Annotated in this window: 11 protein-coding genes; 5 read left to right on the forward strand and 6 right to left on the reverse strand. The window is 68.4% G+C overall.

Translation table 11 applies throughout. The annotated features are described in order from the left end of the window. Positions 1-41 precede the first annotated feature (41 nt). The gene (locus tag GA0070612_RS13240; protein WP_231924548.1) at positions 42-1,868 is read left to right on the forward strand and encodes a hypothetical protein; all 1,827 of its coding nucleotides are present in this window, start codon (positions 42-44) and stop codon (positions 1,866-1,868) included. A gap of 245 nt (positions 1,869-2,113) precedes the next feature. Here GA0070612_RS13240 and pglX read toward each other — a convergent pair whose 3' ends face one another. Then, positions 2,114-5,566 carry a BREX-2 system adenine-specific DNA-methyltransferase PglX gene (pglX, locus tag GA0070612_RS31420; RefSeq protein WP_157742466.1) on the reverse strand — a complete coding sequence of 1,151 codons (3,453 nt, stop codon included), beginning with the start codon at positions 5,564-5,566 and terminating at the stop codon, positions 2,114-2,116. Positions 5,567-5,642: 76 nt separating this feature from the next. On the opposite strand from pglX, the gene GA0070612_RS13245 reads away from it, so the two are divergent. Then, positions 5,643-5,939 carry a hypothetical protein gene (locus tag GA0070612_RS13245; protein ID WP_088988167.1) on the forward strand — a complete coding sequence of 99 codons (297 nt, stop codon included), beginning with the start codon at positions 5,643-5,645 and terminating at the stop codon, positions 5,937-5,939. Here the strand turns inward: GA0070612_RS13245 and GA0070612_RS13250 are convergent. The 3 genes from GA0070612_RS13250 to GA0070612_RS13265 form a co-directional block, all read right to left on the reverse strand. After that, positions 5,923-6,693 (reverse strand): DUF2637 domain-containing protein, encoded by a 771-nt coding sequence (locus GA0070612_RS13250; RefSeq protein ID WP_088988168.1) that lies wholly within the window; start codon positions 6,691-6,693, stop codon positions 5,923-5,925. The genes GA0070612_RS13245 and GA0070612_RS13250 overlap by 17 nt on opposite strands. Next, on the reverse strand, positions 6,690-7,082 hold the full coding sequence (locus tag GA0070612_RS13255) for a hypothetical protein (protein WP_088988169.1): 393 nt from the start codon (positions 7,080-7,082) through the stop codon (positions 6,690-6,692). Before GA0070612_RS13255 ends, GA0070612_RS13250 begins: the two co-directional genes overlap by 4 nt. A 703-nt stretch (positions 7,083-7,785) precedes the next feature. Next, positions 7,786-8,202, reverse strand: a complete 417-nt coding sequence (locus GA0070612_RS13265) for a hypothetical protein (protein WP_157742468.1) — start codon at positions 8,200-8,202, stop codon at positions 7,786-7,788. 118 nt (positions 8,203-8,320) lie between these two features. On the opposite strand from GA0070612_RS13265, the gene GA0070612_RS13270 reads away from it, so the two are divergent. Continuing rightward, positions 8,321-8,923 carry a hypothetical protein gene (locus tag GA0070612_RS13270; protein ID WP_088988171.1) on the forward strand — a complete coding sequence of 201 codons (603 nt, stop codon included), beginning with the start codon at positions 8,321-8,323 and terminating at the stop codon, positions 8,921-8,923. 256 nt (positions 8,924-9,179) lie between these two features. On the opposite strand, the gene GA0070612_RS33025 is transcribed toward GA0070612_RS13270, so the two are convergent. After that, the gene (locus GA0070612_RS33025; RefSeq protein WP_088988172.1) at positions 9,180-9,530 is read right to left on the reverse strand and encodes a helix-turn-helix domain-containing protein; all 351 of its coding nucleotides are present in this window, start codon (positions 9,528-9,530) and stop codon (positions 9,180-9,182) included. A gap of 278 nt (positions 9,531-9,808) precedes the next feature. Next, positions 9,809-12,886: a tetratricopeptide repeat protein gene (locus GA0070612_RS13280; RefSeq protein WP_167393622.1), complete on the reverse strand. Its 3,078-nt coding sequence runs from the start codon at positions 12,884-12,886 to the stop codon at positions 9,809-9,811. 185 nt (positions 12,887-13,071) lie between these two features. Between GA0070612_RS13280 and GA0070612_RS13285 the strand changes: the two genes are divergently transcribed. Both GA0070612_RS13285 and GA0070612_RS13290 read left to right on the forward strand, forming a co-directional pair. Continuing rightward, complete coding sequence (locus GA0070612_RS13285) at positions 13,072-13,866, forward strand: hypothetical protein (RefSeq protein ID WP_157742469.1); 795 nt, start codon at positions 13,072-13,074, stop codon at positions 13,864-13,866. Between the two features lie 80 nt (positions 13,867-13,946). Then, positions 13,947-16,757 carry an AfsR/SARP family transcriptional regulator gene (locus GA0070612_RS13290; RefSeq protein ID WP_088988175.1) on the forward strand — a complete coding sequence of 937 codons (2,811 nt, stop codon included), beginning with the start codon at positions 13,947-13,949 and terminating at the stop codon, positions 16,755-16,757. The last annotated feature ends 24 nt before the right edge of the window (positions 16,758-16,781 follow it).

The following is a 16,781-nucleotide window of genomic DNA, read 5'->3' on the forward strand; positions in this document are numbered from 1 at the left end:
TGTAACCCCTCGGGACGGCGCGAATGCTCGGTTTCAGGTCTGTGTTCACGACCCACCGCGAACGGAACCACCTGCAGCCACTGGTACGGGAACAACTCGACCGCTGGATCGCGGGCCCCAAGGGCTGGGATCCGTCCGCGCTTCAAGAGAATCGGTGGGCGACCATCGGCGACAACGTCAGGGCCCTCCTACTGCAGCACGAGGGGCAGGATGGGTCGACATCAACGCGCGTACGGATCGTCGAAACGAAGCCGGACGGGCAGTGGATCATTCAACTGACCGTACATGCGCCCAACGCGAGAGAGCGGGCGGCGTGGGCCTGGATCGACATCGAATCACCTGACCCCGACAGCGAGGACCCACGCAGCCGCCCCCGCCTCGCAGGCACCCCCCGCTTTTTCGCCCCCATCCTGGAAATCATCGATGCCTGGGACGGTGCCGCACGCCTGACGACGCGACCAATCGTCATCCGCGGCGACGAAGTCGACGAGGTCCATCGAGCGCTCATCGACACCGAGCGACGAGGTGTCGTCTTCGTCGCAGGCAACGACGACTCGCTGCCGTCAGTCCCGTGGACGAACCGGATCGCCAACCTGACCCGGTTCACCATCGGTATGTCCTCGTGCTACGTGCTGGACGGGGAGGCCACGCAGTTGCTCAACGCCCGGCTCGGTCAGGCACACGCCGTACTGCCCGGCCGTCTTCGGACCTATCGCTATCAGGTTCAACCGGACTCGGTCGTCGACGGGCTGCGGCACCGGGTCCTGAGCGCCGAACGGATTGCCGACGACAACGAACAGCCCCGGCTCGCGCGGGTCCTCGCCTCCAACGCCCAACTGCAGGCTCTCGAACAGCCGCTACCCGCATCGGTAGCGCGGGTACACCGGATGCTGGAACGCATCGCCGACGACATGTTGGTGCACCGGCTCGGCGACGTCAGTCCGAAGCGGCCGTCGCTCGTTCCGTCGCAACCCCAGGCGGCGGCCGTCGAGACGCGAGAGAGTGAGCGCCGGCAAGCTGACGCCAGCGCGCAGCAAGGCATGTTGCTGGACTACCTGAAGATCAAGGTAGGAATCGATGACCTGACCGTCGACCGGATCGACGAGCTCGTGCGTCTGATTGAGGTCGGTCGGTCATCGCAGGAGGCACAGAACGACATTGCATCCCGACTTGCGCAGCTCCAGGCCGAACTCGATGAGACACAGAAGGCGTATCACGACGTCAAGTGGCAGCTGGATGATGAGCAGATCGAGAACCGGGACGCGGTTGAACGCCTGACCCGGTCCGCGGAGACTGAACGGACGCTGCGCCACCGGCTGGCTTCCATGGGGCAAGCAGAAGTGGCCTGGACGGCGCAGCCATCGGAATCGGACGTCGCCCGGCCGGACAGCTTCGGTGAGTTGCTCCGTTGGCTGCCAAGACTCCAGCACGTCGTGTTCACGGGCGATCCTGACTGCGCTGTGGAACTCGACAGCAAAGACCCCCTTGGCGCCTGGGCTTCGAAGACCTGGGACGCGTTGTTGGTGCTCCAAGACTATGCAGCGGCGAAGGCAGACGGGCGCTGGGATCGCGACGTGCATGGCTTCCTGGAGAACACTCCAGATGGCTGCCACGACTGGCCGACGCGACGACACGCCCGTGACGAAAGCGAGGAGGTCCGAACCAACCCGGCGTTCCGGAGGAAACGGCTTCTTCCCGTGCCCGCCTCCGTTGTTCAAGTGGGCAGGATCTTCATGGGTGCACACTTCAAGATCGTTAAGTCCGCAATGATCAGCCCCCGCATGCACTACTACGACGACACGGCGCGGAGCGGACGGATCTATGTCGGTTACATCGGCCGGCACCTACCGACCGGACAGACCAACTGACGGGTCATGAAGGATGGCCACTGCGACGCGACACACTCGGCTGTGAGCATCCACGGCTGGCTCGCGTCGTGCACGGTCGGCTGGTGGCGCGGTAGATCCGCACCCTGCCGCTGGCATCCGGTGGGCTGGCGACGGCGGCGTGTTCGTTGACGCGCCACGGCGTGAGGCTGGGAGCGCTTTTCCCGGCCCTTGCCGGTGCGGGCGTCGAGGACGACGAAGCGTTGCCCCGTTCGGTCTGCCCAAGATTATCCTGCAGAACTCTTCGGCGGTCGCCCTCGCTTCGCGGGCTTTGGGCGCCACCTTCGAATACTCTCATGCGTGGCGCCGATCCGATTGAGCCAGTCGTCCAAAGGCATGCGGTTGGAACCTTCGACAGGAGCCGCCTTGGTATCGGTAAGATCATGGATTTCTAACAGTTCTTGTGCGGCGGCTACTAGCGCGATCAGTGCATCAGGATCCTCCTTCCCGCCTGCGAGCGCCTTTTCGATCATGGCCGTCAGCGCGTGGGCTCGTTCCTTATGGTCCCACCCCGACCAGCCCAGAACTGGACCCCCTTCCCTGTCAGTAACCGCTGGATACGAGAAGAAACGCTCAGACGGCATGTCGCTCTTTCCGCGTAGTCGCCAATAGCTGGGCTTCCGGAAGTCTCCCGCCGCAAATTTCGGTGGCACCGCTGTCCTTCTGCGGATATCACGCGCAGCGTGATCGTCTCCGGACGCCCGGGCCTTATCCTCGATCTGCTGTTGTTGCCAAACCCTAACCCAGTTGGCGCGCTTGGATATTCCGCTGTCCTTGTAGCGCGTCGCGGCAAGGCAGGGTACGGTCTCGTCTGCAAGTAGCTCGCGAAGAACTTCCACGAGATTTTTGCCTGGCGCGTATAGTGATGCGGCTTCGACTATTGAACGGTTGAGCCGAAGCTTTTCCCAAAGCGACGAGACGGTCTGGACCTGAGAAGCTCGGCGGCTGTCTTCTGTGTTGTACCAGAGTGCGGGGCGTTCACATTGGTCGAGTAGCCAGTCGCGTAGGGCTTGTTGTTGCATCGCTTCCCAGCCGGGCGTCGCCCACCTCCGTTTGTTTTCGGGGCTTTCGAGTACGTTGAGGTGACCGTAAGTTGCGATCGCCTGGATCCGAGCTTCTACGAGTTCACGATACTGGCTGGGCCAATGATCTGGAATATCGACAACAGGTGCAATGCCGTGCCGCACGAACCACTGCGTCGTTCCCCTTCCCTCTTCAACTTCACGAGCAAGCGCGATCTCGAATGCTCGCTCGCCTGGCATTAGGAGGGGAATGTCTGCGAGTCCGGGAGCCAAAGTCTGCTCGGGCAGCAGTCCATAGCGAGCGTAAATTTCCCAGTCCTGCTCTTCGGCAAGGGCGACCATGCGGGCTCGGAGTCTATTCCAGCGCCTGCGCGCCTCGGCTAGACGATGCGCCGAAGGGGTGTCGGCGGCAATAGTCTTGGCTGGCGTACACCCTTCTACCTCCCTGGCCAGCCAGGCTAACTCCTCACCAAAGCTTGTGGCTGAATCCAGCGGCAGGGTCAGCTCTTTCAATCTGCCGGGGGTGAATTCGTAGACGGCCTCCCATGGCTCGCCACCGCCGCCCGTGCTCTTGTGGCTACTCGACACACCCTTACTATTGCTGACCTGCTTAAGCCAGAAGCAAGCCGTTGAGCTGTTCAGCAGCGCTATCAAATCGGCCCGTTCGGTTGACGAGCTTTGTGGGCCGAGTTCAATGACCGGCGCGGAGGGCAGAGCGATGGCGTCATCCAAAGCGGCAAAGTGGGGGTGAGTTGAGACCCACGCAAAAACAATCCTTAAAGGATGGCCTGTGGGGCTCCCGGCTACAGAATGCCAGTCATACCAAGCCCGGTTGCTTTCGAAGTACGATCGTCCCGAGTAATCCGGACGATTCCCTAACAGGGTGCGAAATGGCCAGAGCCTTTGGTGATGGCCCGGCAACTTGCTGAGGTCGACTGTTCGCATCTCACGCGTGCGTGGAAAAAACGCCGAGCGGCCGGGAGTTGCTGTCCAGTCACGTACATCGGATCCAGACACGACATCAACTATATATTCCTGCTCGGTGTGCTGCCTCGTCCAGTCGCGGCGAGGTGCGGTAAAGATTTCGTCGGCGCCAGTGCTGGCCAAGTATGAGATCCGTGTAACGGCTTCACTCAACGCTTGGTTGCTGGGTAGGCGCTGCATCACGGCAGATGGTTGACTTCCGCTTAGCTGCCAAGGAAATGACTGCAGTGCGGCGTGGCCGACGATACGCGATTCGGTCCACCGGTCAGCTCCGCCGCCTTGATGCGCGTGGCGTAGAATTGACTGCCAGACTAAACCATTCTCCGGATCGACAGGTCTGCTTGGCTCGCCGCGGAGGCCTGCGACGATGAGCACGGAGTCTGATTCCAGGTTGGGAACGCTACGGCCAAACAAGATTAGTGTGGGGGTGCCGTGTCCAGGTATGAAGGCGCCGGAGCTGTCCACCACCATACTTAGAGTAACGCGTTCTGAGAGATACTTCTCCACCAGCCTGCGGCCGAACTCGCGCTTCGCGAATGAGTTGGCTGCCAATGCGCCTACATACCCTGCTTCCTCTTTGCCTTCGTTGCGAGCCAGTTCGAAGAAGCGCTGAATAAATGGCACCGTGAGGGCGTACTTTCCGGCGCAGGTGTTGTAACGCTCTCGATACCGTGCGTTGAGGGCTTGGTCCCTGACCGTGTGGTACGGCGGATTTCCGACCACCACGTGATACTGGCCGGGGGTCAGCAGGCCGGGATGCGTATCGAAGTCGTCGCCTTTCGCTAGGAGCGAGTCGCCGGTGGCGACATTTATTGGCCAGTCGGCGGTCGAACTATTCAATCTTGATGAACTCCCGCAAGCCCGCCTGGCCGCAACGAGGAGTCTGAACCGGGTGATCTGCGCCGCGAACGGGTTCAGGTCGACGCCGTGCACCGCTCCAAGTGCACGACGGACTCGTTCAACCTTTGTCATGTTCGGTGCGGCGGTAGCCCAATGCCGCAGGAGGCGCGCGAAGGCACCCAACAGGAAACTCCCTGAGCCGCAGACGGGATCGATGACCTTGAGGTCGTCTAGGCCGAAGCGCTCGACAGCGGGCTCGAGCGTCTGGTCTAGGATGAACTCTTCTACGAAGACCGGTGTCTGGAGAAGCGCGTACTGACGTCGAGCGTGTTCTGAGAGATCTTGGTAGAGGTCGCCAAGGAACCCTGTGTCCAGATCCGTGACACGGAGATCGATTGCGGGGCGGCCCCCGCCTTCTCCGTGCTGCTGCCAGAAGTCGATCAGCAGCTGGGCTCCATCCTCGGGCATCATGTGGGAGTGTGCGGGCCAGAGCTGGGCCGGCGCCGTCGCCAGCGCGTTCGCCAGCGAGGAGAAGCGCGACAGCCACCAGCTTCTGGCATCGACAGTTGGAGCTGCCCTTGCGAGTAGTCCGTTGTCCTCCGCGTAGCGGGCAAAGACCGTGCCGAGCAGCCATCCGATAGCAGTTTGTTCCACCTGCTCGTCGCGCCACTCCTCCCAGCGCGCCGCCGTCAGTCCTGCCGAGAATGCTCGGTCGTAGCTCGCGCGCAGCTCCGCCTGCAGCGACCCCGCGCCGTTGAGATGGTCCGAGACGGACTCGGTCAAAAGTCGGACAAGTCGGTGCGATGTTGACAGCAGGAGGGGTGGATCAATCATGCCGGCTCCGAAAATTAGGTCTGACGGTGTTAGCGGCGCGGTGTTACTCTACCTCCATGACGACGGAGGGCCCGCTATGACCCAGATCGACTCCTGGCAACTCCTCGCCGTACCGTCTGGCATGGGCGCCGTCGCGCTGGCCGGCGCGCCCTGGCAGGTGGTCATCGTCCTCCTCTTGGTCCTCCCTGTCGTCCATCGGTATCTGAGGTACTGCGAGCGCCTGCGCGAGTTGGATGTTGCCGAGAAGGCGATCGACCGCAGCGACACCGACCGCATCCCCGAGTTGATGAGTACCGTCTATCACCACGGGCCCATCGACCGCCGCGATGCCCAGTCGACGGAGCAGCCCACCCCTTCTACTGCTGCTCCTTGATCGGATGGGATGCGCCGTTGGTCCGGGTGCTTTCGAGTTCGTCGGCGATGAGGCGCCGTACGTGACGTGGTGATACGCCGGCAGCGGAGGCAACCTCGATCAGGCTTGCGTCAGGACGTTCGGCGCGTAGCCGGGCGACAGTGTCTGCTGTCCGCTTACCGGATTCCCGACGCCGATCCCGCGTGGTCCCGGCGGAACGCCGCAGCGGCTCTGCTGGTTCACCACCTGCCGTCGAACGTTCGACGACAGGAACCGGCTGGACTCCCTCTGGCGGCTTGCCAATCTCCGACGCGGACGGTGTTGCTTGCTCGACATCAGTAAGCGCTTGTCGCCGACGTGCGGGACCGTCCTCGGCGGCCAGATCATCCCGCTGAGATCCTAACTCTAGGACTGGGGTGGATCTGGTCAGCATCTCCACGACCAGCAGTAACGCTACCGCCGGCCACGCCGCCACGATCCGCGCTCCGAGGCTTGGCTCGGCGGCGGCGATATTCGCCGCCACGCTGGCGGCCACCCCGACCACAAACGCCGTCCGGGCTGACCAGCGGACCCTCCGGCCGGCGCGTTTGTCCTCGACCATGGCCGCCGACGCGACGACCAGCATCCCGTCGACCGACAGCGGCAGCACGTAGGCGACCTCGGGACGCTCACCGAACCTCAACGCCACGGCGACCATGTGACTCCACGACGACCAGGCAGCAATCCCGGCCACCGCCACCGTGCTCACGTCTCGGGCAAGCCGGGTCGGCATCATCGAACCATTCCCGACCCGAGCCGTCGCTCGATGGCCTGAACCTCGACGGGGTCCACGGACGGACGTCCGCTGATGTCCAGCCGCGTCTGGACATCAGCCCATCGCCGCCACCGGTCGACGACGTCGCCGGCGTCGAGACCGGTCGCTTCCGCGATGTCCGTCAGGTCCGCGCCCGCCCGTAGAGCGGAGTGGATCGTCGAGGGTTGCCAGCGAGTCCACCAGGACACCACCGCAGCGGACAACGCCAGCTCCGCCAGGACGTCATCGAGTCCGGATTCCGGCGTCCCAGCAACGGCATGGTCATGAAGATCGAGAAGGAGTTGGAACGGGTTGATCTCTTCCGCATCAGCGAACCGCACCGGCGGGTCGGTCGGTCGGCCCGGGTTCATCGGGCACCGCCTGACGCCCGTGAGCTGGGCAAAGTCAGCGGTAGCGGGTCACCGGCGATCGTGGCGGTGTGGTTCGCATGGTGGTACCTCCGGCCCACCAACAGTTTCCCCTGTTCAGCCATGCTGTCGACGTACCAGGCGAACAGCATCGACATCCGGGCAGAGGTCCGCACTGAGACCGCAGCAGCACCGCCCGCCGCCCGGTCAGGGCTTGGCGTAGGTGTCGATCGGGCGTCGGTTGCCCCGTGGGCCGACGAGGTCCGTTCCACGATCTGCGGACTCGCGGTGGATATGGCTTCACGCCGAGGCGCGGTAGGTGGCAGGGCGGCGCGGGTCCGTGATGGGTGCGAAGATCGCCTATATGAAGCCAGCCAAAAACCCGTGGTGGCAGACAGCAAAGACGCCGAAGCAGGGTTTCGTCATGGGAGGCATCTGGCTCTTCCTGGCCGCCGGGTGGGTGGTCGTGGCCATCGGAGACCCCTCGCCGTGGCGTTGGGCATTTGCCGCAGCGTGGGCGGTCGTCGGTGTGGGCAGTCTGGTGTCAGCAGTGTTGCTGCGGCGACGTCAGCGCGACTCGGGATAGCGCAGGTCAGCAGCCGCGGTCCGGGGCGATCCAGCCCGGTCCGCCAGCAACGACCACGAGGAGCGGTCGTACGAAAGTGCAACGTGCCAGGCGGTCCGAAAGGGACCAGGGCCGCGGCACCTATGGGTGATCGACGTACGTGCCGAACGGCTCGACGGATCCGTCCCAACCGTTCCAGCCCTGTTGAGTCATCTGCCCAGCCGCATAGGTGTAGGACCAGCGAGCGCCGTCCTCGCCTTCGATGGTGACGACTCCGGAACGGACGAACGGCGCGATGGCGACGTAGAAGGCAGTGGCCTGGTTCGACCACTTGGGGTCACCCTCGTCGTCATGATCGAACTCGATCCAGTCGCCGTCGCGGGTGATGGACGCTCGTGCCTCGCACGCCAGGTCGACGAGTGTTTCGTCCGACCGAGACGCATCGGGTTCGTACCAACCACCGTGTTCGGCCATGGCGAGCTTGGCGGCGGCGGCCGCCGCGAGGTCATCCGACTCCGGTAGGTGCAGACGGCCGGAGGGCCACACCGAATATCCCACGCCGGGCATCCTACGACTGTCGATGTCCGGGAGCGCCGAAGGCGTCGGTCGCCGGGCGGGGCCGAGTGGTCGGGTCGTGCGATGATCAGCGCGAAGGGCCCGTGGCGGGAGGATGAGTGTGAGCGATCCGCGGCAGCGCTCCGGACTGCGGGCACCGTTCTGGGAATCGATGGTCGGCATGCTCACCGCCATCGCGGGCCTGGTCACCGCGATCGTTGGCGTCGCAGCCTTCGTCTATCAGGTCGGCGGCTTCGGCGCAGCCAACGGTCCGCAAGGTGCTGCTGCGCCCAGCGCCGCGCCCAGTTCGGCGGGCCCGGCTGTTGCCCCGACAACACCGACGCATGTCGATTCGGTGCAGAGCACCGCCGTGGGCCCCTACGAGCTGCTGTTCAACAACAACGGTGTCGACCTCGACGCGGACCCAGCGACGGTCGCCACGGGCCCGGATCCGAGCATCGACATCTACGACGGCGGCAACTCGATACGCAGCTACCCAGCCTGGTCGGGCCTGGCGAGGTGGGATCGGTCCGGCGCACCGCAACGGCAGGACTGCCTTTCGTTGCTCGGCAGCTTCGCGACGACCGACTCCAGATACATCAAGGGGAGCCGGTACTGCGTCCGCACGCGAGGTGACCTGCATGTCGCCTTCGTCGAATTCGTCGAACCCATCAGTGGCGGGTGGAAGATCCGCGTAACGGTATGGCCCGGCACGGCGAGCTGACGTCCTGAGCACCTATTGCCGGGCCAGTCCGATGGTGCCGGCCAGGCGGACCACGTCGGCCGCCGTTGGTCCGGCACGGAGCACGGAGGTCAGCGCTTCCCGGGCGGCGGGGCGGATCCGTGTCTCCGCAGGTGCGATGCGATCGGCGGTGACCAGGGCCCGGCCGGCAGCGCCTGCGTCTCCACTGTCGAGGTGAGCGTGGGCGATGTCGATCAGGTGGGCTGCCCGATGTTCGGCGGGGAGCAGGTGCCAGGCGTTACCGCTGGTGGCGCTTCCGTGCCTGGTGACGACCGTGGCGGTACGCCGTCCACGCGTACCCCACCTGGTTGTCGAGCTGGGCCATCGACGGCGTTGGTCGGTCGTCGTTGCCGGAGCCGGGCATGTCGTAGCGAGCGAGGGCCGCGCGGACCCGTTCCACGTCGCCGCCGGTGTCGGCGGCCTGCTCGCGTGGCGCGCTGTCGGCAAGCAGGACGTCGGGGGCGACACCGAGGGCCCCGGCGACCGTCTCGATCACCGAGAGTCGATCGAGGGTGCGGACGCCGCGCTCGACCTTGTCCACCCAGCTCTTCGACTTGCGGATCCGGTCGGCGAAGACCTGCTGGCTCATGCCCCTGTACCGCCTGGCACGGGAGACCGGCTGACTGGCCGTCAGCCAGCCCCGGCCGGGCGACCACCTTCGTCGTCACCGAGGGTCTGATCGACTCGGGTTCCGTGAAGCTGCGGTATCGATGCGCGGATGGTGGCCCGACTTCCAGGAACCCGAGTGGATCACGCAGCGCGGATCCCGCGTTCAGGGCCCCGCCGTGACGCAGGCGATGTCGCGCAGTTCTGCCCCGTCGTAGCCGACGACGAGAAACACCCGTTCCCGCATCCGTACCGCCTAGGCTACCCCTGGGGGGTATTGGTGGTGTCGACGGTGCCCCACAGCTCGCCTCGCGACCGCGCCGGTACGCCGATCGAGGACATCGCCTCCACGTAGCGTCGGTACGCCTGGGCGGCCTCGCCGTGCCGGCCCGCAGCCGTCAACGTCCGGACGAACTCGCCGTGCACACCCTCGTCGTAGGGCTCCAGTTCGAGGGCGCGGCCGAGGTGGCGGACGGTCTCGTCGACGCCGGGGGCCAGCGCGGCCAGCTTGCGGACGACGCGCAGGTAGACCCGACGTGCCTCCTCGCGGGTCGGACGGGACCAGTCGTCGTACGGCTCGTCCTCCAGGAAGTCGCCCCGGTAGCGCTGCTCGGCGAGCAGGAGCGTGGCGCGTGCGTCGTCGGTCTCACCGTGCTCCGCCAGCCGGAAGCCGTGTGCGGCTTCGGTGAGGAACTCCTCGACATCCAGCTCGACGTGATCGACGTCGAGCGCCAGGCTGGGATGCGCGGCGATGACGAAGTGGTCGGTCGACGTACGGCGCTCCGGGTCGAGGACACCGCGGAGGGTGGACAGGGCCACGGACAGCCGGTGACCGACCCGCTCCGGGTCCTGGGCGGGCCAGAGCATCTCGCCGAGCTGCTCCCGGGGCACCGCGCGACCCCGCCGGGAGGCGAGGATCCGCAGCAGGTCCCGTGCCTTGCGGGACTGCCAGGCGGTGGCCAGCACCTGCGCGCCGTCCACGTACACCTCGAAGCGTCCGAGGGTGCGGACGGTGACCTGTGCGACGCGGCACGGGCCGTGCCGGCGGAGCGTCGGCGGCGGTACGCCGGCAGCGGTCAGCCGCTCGGTGGCGAGGAGAGCGTCGACGCGTTCCTGGGGATCGGCGCCGGGCAGCCGGCTGAGCAGCACCGCGAGTCGGTCCGCGGCCACGGCGGACCTGATGTCGCGCAGCGTCGCCGCGGCCTCCCGCCAGGCTTGGCGGGTGTCGTCGACGTCGACGGCGGCGGCCCCGCGAAGCTCCAACGCCTCGGCGAGCGCCGCGCGGTCCCGGTGCAGCCGGGCGGCGGTGGACGCCATCAGCGCCACCGTGGCGGCCCGCTCGTGGTCGCCGATCTCCAGCGCCACCCAGCCGAGCGCGAGTCGGGCGGTCGCCGAGTCGGGGCCGCGTTCCAGCTCGACGGCGCGTTGGGCCAGGGTGAACGCCGCAGCGCCGTCCTCGCTGGCCAGCACCCGGGCCAGTCCGGCGAGCGCCGGCACCTGGATCTGGTGGTCGTCGACGGGCTCGCTGGCGCGCAGCGCCTCCTCGTACGCCGCGCGGGCCAGGGTGGCGCGGCCCCGCAGGGCGTGCACGTCGCCGATGCCCACCAGGGGGTACGCCACCTTGCGCGAGCCCATGCGCTGCAGCAACGGCACGGCGCGTTCGTAGCACTCGATGGCCTCGGCGAGCTGACCGAGGCGGAAGTAGGCCGCGCCCTCGTTGCAGAGCGCCAACGCGAGCATCGCGGCGTGCCCGTTGCGGTGCGCCAACTCCACAGCGGGTCGCACCTCGGCCAGCGCTTCGAGGTACTGGCCCTCGCCGACCAGGGCGGACGCGCGGTTGGCGCGGATCCGGGTCACCTGGATGGTGTCCCGCGCCGACTCGGCGGCCCGCAGCGCCTTCTCGTGGTGCTCGTCGGCGGCCGGCCGGTCGCCGCGCAGTTTGGCGTCGAGGGCGAGCGCGGTGTGCGCGGCGGCGAGTGCGGCGTCGCCGCCGACGGCTGTCGCTGCCGCGAGGGCGCGTTCGGCGTTGTCCCGGCACGCCTCGGCGTTCCCGGTCGTCCACTGCGCCGAGGCGGTCCAGGCGAGCAGCCGCACGTTGTCGGTGGACGGGTGCGGGTCGAGCTGACCGCGCTGGAAGACCTCGAGCGCGGTCTGCGGTTCGCCACGCAGGTAGTGCACGAGGCCGTACTGCCAGGCGAGTCCGGCCGGGAGGGCCTCCCGTCGAGCGTCCAACGCGGCGTACACGGCGAGTGCGGCGTCGAAGTCGCCCCGCATCTGCAGCGCTTCGCCGTAGAGCAGCCGCAGCGCGTCGGACCGGGCGTGCTCGGGTAGGGCCTGGTAGGCGTCGACGACGGCCTCGGCGCCGCCCGAGGCGATCAGCTCCGCGCCGTGGCCGTCGAGGACCGGCGCCGCCGCCTCGGCGACACCGGATCTGCCGTACGACCGGAGGGCCGGGACGAGGTGCCCGTGCTCCGCGTACCAGGCTGCTGCTCTCGCGTGCAGGTGTTGCGTCGCCGCCGCGCCCAGGGGCAGACGGCGGCGGGCGACGCCGGCCACGACCGGCACCATCCGGTACGTGTGCCCGCCCGCCGTCACCGGGACGAGAATGCCGGCGCGGGCCAGGTGGTCGACTTGACGACCACCGTGCCGGTGCCCGAGGACGCCGGCCAGGTCGGGGTGGATCGGGTCGAGGTGCGCCGCGTCCCGCAGCAGTCGGTGGACTTCCGGCGGCAGCTCCGCGAACACCTCCCGCACCAGGTAGGACTCCAGGAGCGTTCCGGGCTCGGTCGGGTCGTGCCGGTTCGGGCCGGCGGCAGCGGCCGTGCGGGCGGCCAGGGTGACCAGTGCCGGCCAGCCACCGGTCGCGGCGTGGATCCGGGCCGCGAGCGCCGGGTCGGTGGGGCTGTGGTCGGCGGCGAGGACGGAGGTTACCTGGTCGAGCGAGAGCCGGAGATCCGTCGGACCGTGCTCGGCGAGCAGCCCCGACTGCCGCTGGGGCAGTGTCGGCGGGTGACGGGTCACCAGGACGACCCTGAGGTGCGGGGGCAGCTGTTCGAGGGTGTCCAGCAGGGACTGTAGCCGTCGGCGGGAGAGTCGCGGCACGTCGTCGAGGATGAGCCAGCCCGGTTCGTCGGCGGGCAGGTCGGTCGCGGATCGGTCGCCGATGGAGGTGAGCCACTCCGGGCCCGTCGTCGCCAGGGCGGCCACATCCGGGCCGTCGCACCACCGCACCGGGCGGTCGCCCAGCCAGCCTCGCACGGCGACGGTCTTGCCGTAGCCGGCCGCGGCGACCACGACCGTGCACCGCCGGCTCCATTCGCGATCCGTCGGGGCGTTCATCGTTCCATTGGGCGCCGCTCCGGCGGCCACGCATACGGGAGCGTCGCCGTTACGACACCGAAAGCCCGGCGCTTTTGACGCCACCTTGACGACGCTCTGAACCTCGCCTCGAAGGATGTCCCGGACACGCCGAGGCGCGAACCGTCCGGGTCCGCGTCTCACCATCGATCGGGTGAGGAGTTGTGATGGCACGAGTGCTGTCGGGACGCGCGCTGCTCGCGCTGCTGGTCGTCCTGCCGACGCTGGCCGTGGGGAACGCCACGCCGGCGAGCGCCGCCGGCGGGGCGGCCCCAGCGGTGTACGACGAGGAGCCGGTGGACCGTGACGTCGAGCTGGCGAAGCTGGGCTACCGCAACGGTGTGCGGGTGGTGTTCTCCCGCGACGAGCTGTCCGGCGACTGGGGCCTTCGTCAGGACGGTGAGATGGGCCGCAACGCGCCCCTGGCGTACGACGACAAGCAGAGCATGTTGCAGACGTACCTGAGCATCACGCCCAGGTCGGTGCCGGTGCCCAGGGTGCTGCTGTCGGAACCGCCGGCCGGCACGCCGACCCCACCGGAGCTGGCCTACCGGACCATCGTGGCGTCCCCGGTCGTCGTCGACGACCTCGTCGCGCCGACGTCGAGTGGAATGTCCACAGCGGCGACGATGACCTGCTGGGACCTGTACTGGAACTCGTACAACTGGGCCGAATTCCCCGGGTACCCGAATCCGTCGTCGGTGTGGCACCCGGCCAGGACGTACTACGCCTCCGACTTCGGCGGCATGAAGATGTACGCCTACAGCTACCTCGCCAACTGCGGCGGGTACGCCCGGCACCGGATCTACTACAAGTCGTTCGGTGACTACTACAAGCACCACGACTACGAGGTGGCGTACGCCCACTGGCAGGCGGTCAAGAAGGGGTCGGTGCACCGTTACCGCAAGGTGCACTACGACGGGACGTGGGGCGACACCCGCAACGGCAAGTACACCGGTTGACGAGCCAGGTCAGCCGTCGATCGTGTCCATTGCGCGACGAACGGATCGAGCGGGCCGGGCTCCGGAACTAGCCTGATCCGGTGACCTCGACGGCTGGCACGGGCGTACGGGTCCGGCTGCTCGGGCCGGTGGAGGTGGTCGTCGCCGACGGTCCGCAGGCGGTCAACGGCCTGCGCCGCAGGGCGGTGCTGGCGACGTTGGCGCTGCACGCGGGCCGGGTGGTGAGCGTCGACCGGCTGATCGACGTGGTCTGGGGCGACGACCTGCCGGCCACCGCCGCGAACACGTTGCAACGCCACGTCTCCTACCTGCGTGGAGTGCTCGGCGAGCCTGGCTCGATCGTGGCGCGCCAGCCCGGTTACCTGCTGGACACCGGGCCGGAGTCCACCGATGTGCAGGCCGCCGAGCGTCTCCTCGACCGGGCCCGCCGGACGAGCGACCGTCACGAGCGGGTGGCGCAGCTGACCGCGGCGGTGGCGCTGTGGCGCGGACCGCCGCTGGCCGACGTGGCCGGGTCGCCCTGGCTCGAGGAGCAGGCGGAACACCTGGCCCGTCTGCGGTTGGAGGCCGAACGGGCGCTCGTCGAGGCCCGGCTGTCCGTCGGCGAGCACGCCCGGCTCGTCCCCGGGTTGGAACGGCTCGTCCGGGAGCACCCGTTCGACGAGCAGCTGCACGCGCAGTTGATGCTCGCCCTGTACCGCGACGGCCGCCAGGGGGAGGCGGTCGCCACGTACCGGCGGCTGCGCGACACGCTCCGGGACAACCTCGGGATCGACCCAAGTCCGCGGCTGCGCGACCTGGAGTGCGCCATCCTGCGCCAGGACACCGCGATCGCCGCGCCCGCCCCGACCGCGCCGCCCCAGGTGCCGGTGGCGGCGCAGCTGCCTCCTCCCGTGCCGACGTTCACCGGACGCGACGCGGAACTGGCCGCCCTCGACGCGCTCGTCGACCGGGGTGGCGCCGTCGTGATCTCCGGTACCGCGGGGGTGGGCAAGACCGCCCTCGCCGTGCACTGGGCGCACCGTGCGGCCGAGCATTTCCCGGACGGCCAGCTCTACGTGAACCTGCGTGGCTTCGACCCGGGGGCCGCACCGACCGCGCCGGCGCGGGCGCTGCACGGGTTCCTGGAGGCGCTCGGCGTGCCGGCCGCCCGGATGCCGAGCGACCCAGACGCGATGGTGAGCCTGTACCGCACGACGGTCGCGGGCCGGCGTCTGCTCGTCGTGCTGGACAACGCGCGCGACGCGGAACAGGTCCGGCCGCTGCTGCCCGGTTCACCGGACTGCCTCGCGATCGTGACCAGCCGCAACCAGCTCGTCCCGCTGGTCGTCACCGAGAGCGCCCAGCCGGTGCCCCTCGACCTGCTGAGCCCCGGCGAAGCCCGCGACCTGCTGGTCCGTCGACTCGGGGAGCGCCAGGTCGCCGCCGAACCCGCCGCGGCGGACGACATCGCCGACCGGTGCGCGCGGCTGCCCATCGCCCTGGCCGTCGTCGCGGCCAGAGCCGCCACCAACCGGCACTTCTCGTTGGCCGCTGTCGCCGGCGAGCTGAGCAACCTGGCCGGCGTCGCCGGCGAGGTGAGCAACCTGGACGCCTTCGACGGGGGAGACGAGACCACCAATGTCCGGGCCGTGTTCTCCTGGTCGTGCCGGACGCTCAGCCCACCCGCCGCCCGGCTGTTCCGGCTGCTGAGCCTGCACCCCGGGCCGGACGTCTCCGCCCCGGCCGTGGCCAGCCTGGCCGGCGTCGCCCCGCCGGCGAGTGGTCCGGTGCTCACCGAACTGACCCGGGCGAACCTCTTCACCGAGCACACCTACGGGCGGTACGCGTTCCACGACCTGCTGCGCGCGTACGCCGCCGGCCTCGCCGACGAGGCCGAACCACCGGCCGAACGTGCTGCCGCCGTCCACCGGCTGCTCGACCACTGCCTGCACACCGCCCACGCCGCCGACCTCGTGCTGCACCCGCACTTCAGCGAGATCAGCCTCGCGCCGCCGAGGGAGGGCGTGACGCCGGAACGACCCCGGAGCAAGGCGGCCGCCACGGCGTGGTTCACCGCCGAACTCCCGGTCCTGCTCGCCGCCGTGCCGCTCGCGGCGCGGTCCGGTTTCGAGGGTCACACCTGGCGGCTTGCCTGGACCATGGCCGGCTTCCTGCACCGGCAGGGGCACTGGCAGGACTGGCTCGGCACGCAGCGGATCGCTCTCGCCGCCGCGTCCCGCATCGGGGACCAGGCCGGGCAGGGCCACGCGCACCGCAGTCTCGGGCTCGCCTGTTCCCGGCTCCGCCGCTACGACGAGGCCGACGACCATCTGCGGCGGGCGTTCGACCTGTTCACCGCCGTCGGCGACGACGCCGGGCGGGCACACACGTGCTTGAACCTCGGTCAGCTCGCGGAGCGCCAGGGGCGGTACCAGCAGGCGCTCACCCACTCCCGGCGGGCGCTGACCCTGTTCCGGGGGACCGACAACCGGGCCGGGCAGGGGTACACCCTCAACGCGGTCGGTTGGCAGGAGGCGTTGCTCGGCAACTACCACCGCGCCCTGGAGTCGTGCGGTGCGGCGCTGGGGATGCTGCGGGAGGTGGACGACGTCCAGGGGCAGGCCGACACCTGGGACAGCCTCGGCCACGCCCATCACCAGCTCGGGGACGACCGGCGGGCGGTTGCCTGCTACGAGCAGGCCCTCGACCTCTTCACGCAGGTCCAGGACCGGTACGCCGAAGCCGGGACGTACGCCAATCTCGGTCGCAGCCACCGGGCCCTCGCCGACGTCGACGCCGCCCGTGCCGCGTGGCGTCGGGCCCTGGCCATCCTCGACGACCTCGGCGATGCCGACGCCGAGGCGATCCGCGTCGACCTCGACCAGCTCGACGCCGCCCGACTCCACTGACGTACCCGCTTTCAGCGGGCTTTC

Source organism: Micromonospora chokoriensis (assembly GCF_900091505.1).
Taxonomy (GTDB): Bacteria; Actinomycetota; Actinomycetes; order Mycobacteriales; family Micromonosporaceae; genus Micromonospora; species Micromonospora chokoriensis.

Excerpts from the sequence above, each read along its gene's own strand:
- GA0070612_RS13285 (WP_157742469.1), top strand. The coding sequence starts at position 13,072 with ATGGCACGAGTGCTGTCGGGACGCGCGCTGCTCGCGCTGCTGGTCGTC.
- GA0070612_RS13280 (WP_167393622.1), bottom strand. The coding sequence starts at position 12,886 with ATGAACGCCCCGACGGATCGCGAATGGAGCCGGCGGTGCACGGTCGTG.
- pglX (WP_157742466.1), bottom strand. The coding sequence starts at position 5,566 with ATGATTGATCCACCCCTCCTGCTGTCAACATCGCACCGACTTGTCCGA.
- GA0070612_RS13245 (WP_088988167.1), top strand. The coding sequence starts at position 5,643 with ATGACCCAGATCGACTCCTGGCAACTCCTCGCCGTACCGTCTGGCATG.
- GA0070612_RS13250 (WP_088988168.1), bottom strand. The coding sequence starts at position 6,693 with ATGATGCCGACCCGGCTTGCCCGAGACGTGAGCACGGTGGCGGTGGCC.
- GA0070612_RS13255 (WP_088988169.1), bottom strand. The coding sequence starts at position 7,082 with ATGAACCCGGGCCGACCGACCGACCCGCCGGTGCGGTTCGCTGATGCG.
- GA0070612_RS33025 (WP_088988172.1), bottom strand. The coding sequence starts at position 9,530 with ATGAGCCAGCAGGTCTTCGCCGACCGGATCCGCAAGTCGAAGAGCTGG.